At 73.1% G+C, this 7,814-nt stretch carries 7 protein-coding genes; 3 read left to right on the forward strand and 4 right to left on the reverse strand.

Annotated elements, in window-relative coordinates:
* Positions 1-38: 38 nt before the first annotated feature.
* Together Q0L54_RS01850 and Q0L54_RS01855 are read left to right on the forward strand one after the other, a co-directional pair.
* Positions 39-566: a CGNR zinc finger domain-containing protein gene (locus Q0L54_RS01850; RefSeq protein ID WP_296665004.1), complete on the forward strand. Its 528-nt coding sequence runs from the start codon at positions 39-41 to the stop codon at positions 564-566.
* A 65-nt stretch (positions 567-631) separates the two neighbouring features.
* The gene (locus Q0L54_RS01855; protein WP_296665006.1) at positions 632-1,240 is read left to right on the forward strand and encodes a hypothetical protein; all 609 of its coding nucleotides are present in this window, start codon (positions 632-634) and stop codon (positions 1,238-1,240) included.
* On the opposite strand, the gene Q0L54_RS01860 is transcribed toward Q0L54_RS01855, so the two are convergent.
* On the reverse strand, positions 1,237-2,721 hold the full coding sequence (locus Q0L54_RS01860) for a helix-turn-helix domain-containing protein (protein ID WP_296665007.1): 1,485 nt from the start codon (positions 2,719-2,721) through the stop codon (positions 1,237-1,239). The two genes, Q0L54_RS01855 and Q0L54_RS01860, sit on opposite strands and share 4 nt — an antisense overlap.
* A 93-nt stretch (positions 2,722-2,814) precedes the next feature.
* Here Q0L54_RS01860 and Q0L54_RS01865 point away from each other — a divergent pair, with 93 nt between their 5' ends.
* On the forward strand, positions 2,815-4,650 hold the full coding sequence (locus tag Q0L54_RS01865; protein WP_296665009.1) for a phosphoenolpyruvate carboxykinase (GTP): 1,836 nt from the start codon (positions 2,815-2,817) through the stop codon (positions 4,648-4,650).
* Positions 4,651-4,666: 16 nt separating this feature from the next.
* Here Q0L54_RS01865 and Q0L54_RS01870 read toward each other — a convergent pair whose 3' ends face one another.
* The 3 genes from Q0L54_RS01870 to Q0L54_RS01880 form a co-directional block, all read right to left on the reverse strand.
* Complete coding sequence (locus Q0L54_RS01870; protein WP_296665011.1) at positions 4,667-6,373, reverse strand: amidase; 1,707 nt, start codon at positions 6,371-6,373, stop codon at positions 4,667-4,669.
* Positions 6,370-7,410 (reverse strand): agmatine/peptidylarginine deiminase, encoded by a 1,041-nt coding sequence (locus tag Q0L54_RS01875; RefSeq protein WP_296665013.1) that lies wholly within the window; start codon positions 7,408-7,410, stop codon positions 6,370-6,372. The genes Q0L54_RS01870 and Q0L54_RS01875 overlap by 4 nt, the downstream gene beginning before the upstream one ends.
* 51 nt (positions 7,411-7,461) lie before the next feature.
* Positions 7,462-7,814: hypothetical protein (locus Q0L54_RS01880; protein ID WP_296665014.1), on the reverse strand; the 353-nt coding region annotated here is incomplete at its 5' end.

Genomic DNA, 7,814 nt, shown 5'->3' on the forward strand with positions numbered 1-7,814 from the left:
GACACCTGACGTTAGACCCGAAGTGGTAATGTGTCAAAATGACGTTCGCCAATGACACGGCCGAGGCCCTCGAGGCCGGCGTGTACCTGTCGAACTCGGAGCTCGACCCCGACACCCTCACCTCGCTCGACCACCTGATCGAGTTCTTCGACCGCTTCGGCTACACCGGGCGGCGGCCTACCGCCGCGGACCTCGCACCGGTGCGCGCCATCCGCACACCGCTGCGCACGCTGTTCACGGCGACCCGCGAGGACGCGGTTCCGCTGGTCAACGCGATCCTGGAACGCCAGCACGTGATCCCCCGGCTGGTGCGCCACGGCGGGCTCGACTGGCACATCCATGCGACGTCCGACGATCAGCCGCTGGACGAGCGCATCCTGGTCGACACGGCGATGGCCATGATCGACGTGATCCGCGCGGACGATTTCGAGCGCTTCTCGCGCTGCGCCATGGAGGACTGCGGGGGCGTGGTCTTCGACCTCTCCCGCAACCGCTCGCGCAAGTACTGCAGCATCACCTGCACGAACCGTGCCGCGCAGGCGGCCCACCGGGCCCGCCAAGGCTGACGCGCGGCGGGCCCACAGCGGCGGGCCCACAGCGGCGCGGCACCGGCGCGTGGGACCATGTCCGCATGCAGATCTACCGCCCGCGCTCGTCCTATGTCTGGGGCTACATCGCCATCGGCGTCGGCGCCATCGTCGCGTTGCTGCCCCTGCTGGGCGGCGGCTTCGACCAGGCCCGCGGCACCTTCGCGGTCGGTGCGGCCGTCGCCGCCTTCGGCACCGCATCGTTCCTGCGGCCGCACGTGGCGGTCACCGACGAGCGCGTCGAGATGCACAACATCCTCACCACCGCGACCGTGCCGTTCGCGCGCCTGAGCGCGCTCGACACCCGGTGGACGCTCGAGGCGATCGGCGACGACGGCCGCAAGGCGGGCGCATTCGCCGCGCCGGCCCCGGGCGCCGCGCAGTCGCACCGTATCCAGAAGGACATCGCCAAAACGGGGACGGACGTGAGCGTCGAGGGCGGGGCCGCGCCGCTGCGCCCGGGCGACCGCGTGGGCACGCCGTCCGGCGACGCCGCGGCGATGGTGCGGGACCGCTGGCGCGCATGGCAGCAGGCGCATCCGGACGGGCCCACGGGCGGCGAGGAGTCCTCGGTCACCCGCGGCCTCGACCCGATCGGAATCGCGCTGATCCTGCTGGGGACCGCCGCCGCGGTCTGGGGCCTGCTCGGCTAATCCGCCGGCCGGTCGCCGTCCGCCGCGTGCGACTCCAGGAAGTCGTAGAGCTCGCGGTCATCGACGCCGGGATACGTCCCCTGAGGCAGCGGCGAGAAGATGTGCGCATGGACGCGGGCGCTGGCCCAGGCCCGGCCCGCCCACCGCTCGGCGACGTCGCCCTGCGGGCGCCGGCAGCAGCTGAGGTCGGGGCAGCGCGACGCCGCGCGCTGAGTCGACTCCCGACCCCGGAACCACCGTGACTCCTGGTACGGAACCCCCAGCGTGATGGAGAACTCCTCCGCCTCGGTGGTGCCCGTCTGCGTGGCCTCGAAGAAGGTTCCCACGGGGGTGTCCGTGTACTGGTAGTACTCCGTGGTGCGCGTCGAACGGGCGAACGCCATGCGTGCGCTCCAGTGACGGCACACGATCTGCCCCTCCGTGGATCGCGTGGCGTCGACCGGGAGCGGCAGGCCGTCGTTCTCGTACGCCCTGACCACCGCGCCGTCGCCGGCGACGCGCAGGAAGTGCAGCCGGATGCCCAGGGACGCCGTCGCGAGGTTGGTGAAACGCAGCGCGGCGGCCTCGTGCGTGACTCCGAACGCGTCGCGGAAGTCCTCGATCGCGATGTCCCGCTCCTGCTTGGCGCGCTCGAGGAACGCGACGGCCGGATCGCGGGGCATGAGGCACGCTGCGGCGTAGTAGCTCGCGTCCTGACGCTGACGCAGGAAGTCCTCGTAGTCGACGGGTTCACCGTGTCCGAGCCGCACGTGCGCCATTGCCTGCAGCGCGAGCGAGCGCAGGCCGTGGCCGCCGGGAATGGACGCCGGCGGGATGTAGATGCGCCCGCTCTCGAGGTCGAGCACGCACCGCGCCGAGTGGGGCAGATCCGCGACGTGCACGATCGACAGGCCGATCCGCTCCGCCATGAGGCTCACCGTCCGGTGGGTGAGCGCTCCGCCCGTGTGCCCCACGGCGCCCACATCGTCCTGCGCGAGCCTCTCGATCTCGGGCAGGTAGTTGTCCATGCGCTGCATCCGCAGGCGCTGCCGCGTGTTGGCGCGCCGCGCCTCCTCCGGGGTGGCGATCGCGAGCCTCGCCCGCCGGTCGATCTCGCGATGGAGCCCCACGAGCGCCCTCAGCACGTCATCCGGCATCCCGCGGGACGGCCTCACCTCGGGAAGGCCCAGCTCGCGATAGGACGCACCCACCTGCGCGCGCTCGAGCTCGATCTCCATCGCCGCGCGCGGGCTCGGCGGCGAGGCGTCGAGCAGCTCCCCCACGGTGACCCCGAGCCGGGCCGCGATCGCGGTGAGCAGGGTCAGCCGGGGCTCGCGGCGGCCGTTCTCGATGAGGGACAGCTGGCTCTGGGCGACGTCGACGTCGCGCCCCAGCTCGTCGAGCGTGAGGCCCGCGGCGGTGCGGTAGTGGCGGATGCGGCGGCCAAGGGTGGCGAGATCGGGCACGTTCTTCACAATATCGAAAGAATTGCCAAATTTCACGCACGAATTGGGGCGGAGGGCGCCGCGTCTTCCCCTAACGTCGAAATCAGGCGACAGTTGCCGTCGTCGTGAACCGATCAGCCTGGAGCAACCATGACCGTCACGGACCACCACACCAGCAAGGACGCCGCGCCCGCCATCGCCGACCCGCGCATCGTCGCCTGGGTCGAACGCATGGCGGCCCTCACGGAACCCGACAGCGTGGTGTGGTGCGATGGCTCCGCCGCCGAGCGGCGCGGACTCATCGCGACCCTGCTCGACTCCGGCACGCTGATCGAGCTGGACCCGGTGAAGCGCCCGGGCAGCTACCTCGCCCGCTCGAACCCGAGCGACGTGGCCCGCGTGGAGTCCCGCACCTTCATCTGCACCGACAAGAAGGAGGACGCGGGCCCCACCAACAACTGGGCGCCGCCGTCGGGGATGCGCGAGACGCTCCACGGACTCTTCCGGGGGACGATGCGCGGCCGCACCATGTACGTGGTGCCCTTCGCCATGGGCCCGGTAGGCGGGCCGCTCACCCGCTACGGCGTTCAGGTCACCGACTCGCCGTACGTGGTCGCCAGCATGGGGACGATGACGCGCATGGGCACCGCGGCGCTGAAGCAGATCGGCCCGGACACCTCGTGGGTGCCGGCGGCGCACTCCGTGGGCGCCCCGCTGGCCGCCGGCCAGGAGGACGTCGCCTGGCCCTGCAGCGACACCAAGTACATCTGCCAGTTCCCGGCGACCCGCGAGATCTGGTCCTACGGCTCGGCGTACGGCGGGAACGCGATCCTCGCCAAGAAGGCGTTCGCGCTGCGGATCGCGAGCGCGATCGGCCAGGACGAGGGCTGGCTCGCGGCCCACATGCTGCTGCTCAAGGTCACCAACCCCCGCGGACGCGTCTTCCACGTGGCGGCGGCGTTCCCCAGCGCGTGCGGCAAGACCAACTTCGCCATGCTGCAGCCCACGGTGCCCGGCTGGACCGTCGAGACCCTGGGGGACGACATCGCCTGGCTCGCCCCCGGACCCGACGGCAGGCTGCGGGCGATCAACCCCGAGGCGGGCTTCTTCGGCGTCGCGCCCGGCACGGGCCGCTCGACCAACCCCGTCGCGATCGACACCATGGAACGGGACACTGTCTTCACCAACGTCGCACTCACCGACGACGGCGACGTGTGGTGGGAGGGACTCACGGACGAGCCGCCGGCACACCTCACTGACTGGACCGGACAGGACTGGACCCCCGACTCGGGCCGGCCCGCGGCCCACCCCAACTCGCGCTTCACCGTCGCGGCCGCCCAGTGCCCCACCATCGCGGACGACTGGGACGACCCCGCCGGAGTGGTGGTGGACGCCGTGATCTTCGGAGGCCGCCGCGCCACCAACGTGCCGCTCGTGGCGCAGGCCCGCGACTGGGAGCACGGCATGTTCATGGGCGCCACGCTCGCCTCGGAGCGCACGGCCGCCGCCGAGGGCACGGTGGGCGAGCTGCGCCGCGATCCGTTCGCGATGCTCCCGTTCTGCGGCGTCCACATGGCCGACCACTGGCGCCACTGGCTCGACGTGGGCGCGGCCGCGGACGTGGCGGGCGGCGCGCCGGCCGTGTTCCAGGTCAACTGGTTCCGTAAGGGCGCGGACGGCCGCTTCCTCTGGCCCGGGTTCGGCGAGAACATCCACGTCCTGGCCTGGATCCTCGAGCGGCTCGAGGGCCGTGCGGAGGCCGTCGAGGGTCCGTTCGGCTACGTCCCCGCCGAGGGCTCGATCGACCACGCCGCGGCAGGCGTGGGCGACCAGGACTGGGGCGCGCTCTTCGCGCTCGACCGCGGCGCCCTCACGGCGGAGGCGGAGGATGCGAAGGCGTTCCTCGACTCCTACGGCGAGCGGGTCCCCCCGGCCATCCACGACCAGCTGCGGACCATGCGCTCCGCGATCGACACGTTGGACTGACGGCCCGGCGGCCGCCTCACAGGCGCGGGGTGCGCGGGGGCTCCTCCCGCCGCGCGCCCGTCGCCTCGAACCCGGCGGCCAGGCGCAGCAGCGCGGCGTCGTCATAGCCGCGTCCGGCGAAGGTGAGCCCCACGGGCATGCCGATGTCGCGCATCGTCCCCAGGGGCACCGTCACCGTGGGAATGCCCAGATGGCGGATCGCCAGGTTCCCGTTCGCGACCCAGACGCCGTTGCGCCACCCCGCCTGGGCCGATTCGGGGTTCACGTCCATGTCCGCGGCGCCCACGTCGGCCACCGCCGGGAAGGCAATCGCGTCGAGGCCCAGGCCGTCCATCCACTCCTCCAGGTCCACGCGCCGCGTCTCCTCGAGCCCCCGCAGGCCGGCCTCGAGCCCGGGGATGTCGAGGAACGATGCGGGGAGTCCGGCGCGCACCACCTCCGGGTAGACGGCGATGTCGTCGTCGAAGCCGTCGTAGCGGTCGGGAAGGGCGCCGGCCGGCCGCGGGAAGATGTGGGCGCCGTCGACGTCCGCGAGGCTGCCGAAGGCCGGGTCGCCGTTCGCACCCAGGAAGTCCTCCCAGGCCCACGCCGACAGGTCGACGATCTCGCGTCGCAGGTACGCGGCCGGCACCAGCCCGCGGGTGGCGATGGTGGGCGCGCCGGGGCGGTCGCCCTCGTAGTTCGAGACCGCCGGCAGATCCACCTCGACCACGGTGGCGCCCGCGCGCTCGAGGTCCCGTCGAGCGTCCGCCCACAGTTCGAGCAGCGTAGGTCTCGGGACGATGCGGCGGCCGGTAGGGCCGCCGATGCCCGGCGCCGGCGAGGTGCCGGCATCGGGATCGGCTCCCACGTACATGCGGGGCACGCCGATGCGCAGCCCGGCGAGCGCGGCGCGGGACCCCACCGCCAGCGCCGCGTACGAGCGCGGGCGGAGGGCGGAGGCCTCCGGGATCTCCACCCACGGCTGCGCGCGCCACAGGTCGCCGCGCGTCTCGGGATCGTCCGCCACCACCACGTCGAGCACCTCGAGAAGGTCCGCCATGGTGCGGGTCTGCGGCACCACCACGTCCATGGTGGGCACCAGCGGCCAGTTGCCACGCACGGAGATCACTCCACGCGACGGCGTGTACGCGCACAGCGCGTTGTTCGACGCCGGGCCGCGCCCGCTCGACCACGTCTCCTCGCCCAGCCCGAACGCGCACATCGACGCGGCGGTCGCCGTGCCCGAGCCGTTCGAGGATCCGGACCCGAAGGGGGCGGTGAGGTAGTCGGCGTTGTAGGGGCTCTCCGCGCGGCCGTAGAGCCCGCGCTGCATGCCGCCGTTGGCCATGGGCGGCATGTTCGTGAGCCCCAAGCAGATCGCGCCGGCGGCGCGCAGGCGGGAGATGGTGAACGCGTCGCGCTGGGCGACCAACCCGGCGAATGCGGGGCTGCCCGCCGCGGCCGTGAGCCCGCGCACCAGGTAGGAGTCCTTCGCGGTGTACGGGATGCCGTCGAGCGGGCCGATCGCCTCGCCGCGCGCGCGGCGGGCGTCGGACGCGCGCGCCTCGGCGATGGCGGCGGGGTTGTCGACCACCACCGCGTTGAGCGCCGTCACGGTGCCGGGCCGGTCGTAGGCGTCGATCCGGGCCAGGTAGGCGCGCACCAGCTGCTCGCTGGTGGCGGCACCCGTCGCGAGGGCGCGCCGCAGGTCCGCGATCGAGGCCTCGACCACGTCTATCATGCGGCCGCCTCCGTGCTGGGCTGCTGCTGCGTGATGCAGTGGATGCCGCCGCCGCGCGCGAAGATGGGTCGCGCGTCGACGGTGACCACCTCGCGCCCCGGGTACGCGTCCGCCAGGACCTCGCGCGCCCGAGCGTCCGCCGCATCGTCCCCGAAGCCGCAGGCGATCACTCCCCCGTTCACCACGTAGTGGTTGACGTAGCTCCAGTCCACGAAGCCGTGCGCGTCCTCGAGCACGGGCGGGGCGGGCAGGTCCACGATCTCCAGCGACCGGCCGGCGGCGTCGACCTCGCGCTTGAGGAGGTCGCGCAGTTGCGAGGACACCTCGTAGTCGGGATGCCCGGGATCCGTCTGGGCGTGGAGCAGCAGCCGCCCGGGCGACGCGAGCGCGGCGACGATGTCGACGTGGCCGTTGGTGCCGAACGCGTCGTAGTCGCGGGCAAGCCCGCGCGGGAGCCAGATCGCGTGCGTCGCGCCCAGCGTGCGCGCCATCTCCGCCTCGACCGTCGCGCGCGTCGCGCCCGGGTTGCGGCGCGGATCGAGCTGCACCGTCTCCGTGAGCAGGACGGTGCCGGCGCCGTCGACGTGGACGCCGCCGCCCTCGTTGACCAGGTCGCTGGGCACCAGGACAGCCCCCGCGGCCTCCGCCACCACGCGGCCGAGCCGAGCGGAGAGCTCCCAGACGGCCCACTCGGGCGCACCCCAGCCGTTGAAGGTCCAGTCGACCGCGCCCAGCACCCCGGGGGCGTCGGGGTCCAGGACGAAGGTGGGGCCCACGTCGCGCATCCAGAACTCGTCGAGCGGGGCCTCCAGGATCTCGATCCCGGCGTCCAGCATCCGCCGCGCGCGGGCGGTCTCGGACGGGTCCACGACCATGGTCACCGGCTCGAACCGCGCGACGGCGTGCGCGACGTCCACCCACGCCGCGTAGCCCTCGTCTCGATCCGCGTCGTGGGCGCCCAGCGTGGCACCCTCGCGCGGGAACGCCATCCAGGTGCGGTCATGCGGGGCGGTCTCCGCGGGCATCCGCCAGGCCATGTCGATCCCTCCGACGTCGATGCAGGCGACAGTATCGCCCGCGGTGCTCGCTCAGCCCTCCGCGCGAGCCTTGCGCCGCTTCTCGCGACGCTCCCGCAGGGTGAACGCGATCTCGGCGGGCGCGTAGGCGCTGCGCCACGCCGCCCACGCGGACCGCGGGCGGGGCACCCCGAAGTCCCGGGCCAGCGCTCGGCCCACCGGCCGCGCCATCCCCTGCAGGGACTTGCCCGAGTGGTTCTCCCCCGTGTCGACCTGATACACGGCGCCGGGGAAGCCCAGCGGTTCCAGCTTGTTGCCGTGCTTGGACAGCCAGACCCGGGCGTTGCGATGTGCGCCGATGATCGCCGCGAGCCGCTCGCCGAACGCCTCGATCACCTGCTCCTGGGTGGCGGCGACCCCGAGGT

The organism is Demequina sp., assembly GCF_024642165.1.
Lineage (GTDB): Bacteria > Actinomycetota > Actinomycetes > Actinomycetales > Demequinaceae > Demequina.

Coding starts and splice junctions, on each gene's coding strand:
- Q0L54_RS01855 (WP_296665006.1), top strand. CDS start 632: ATGCAGATCTACCGCCCGCGCTCGTCCTATGTCTGGGGCTACATCGCC.
- Q0L54_RS01865 (WP_296665009.1), top strand. CDS start 2,815: ATGACCGTCACGGACCACCACACCAGCAAGGACGCCGCGCCCGCCATC.
- Q0L54_RS01875 (WP_296665013.1), bottom strand. CDS start 7,410: ATGGCCTGGCGGATGCCCGCGGAGACCGCCCCGCATGACCGCACCTGG.
- Q0L54_RS01870 (WP_296665011.1), bottom strand. CDS start 6,373: ATGATAGACGTGGTCGAGGCCTCGATCGCGGACCTGCGGCGCGCCCTC.
- Q0L54_RS01850 (WP_296665004.1), top strand. CDS start 39: ATGACGTTCGCCAATGACACGGCCGAGGCCCTCGAGGCCGGCGTGTAC.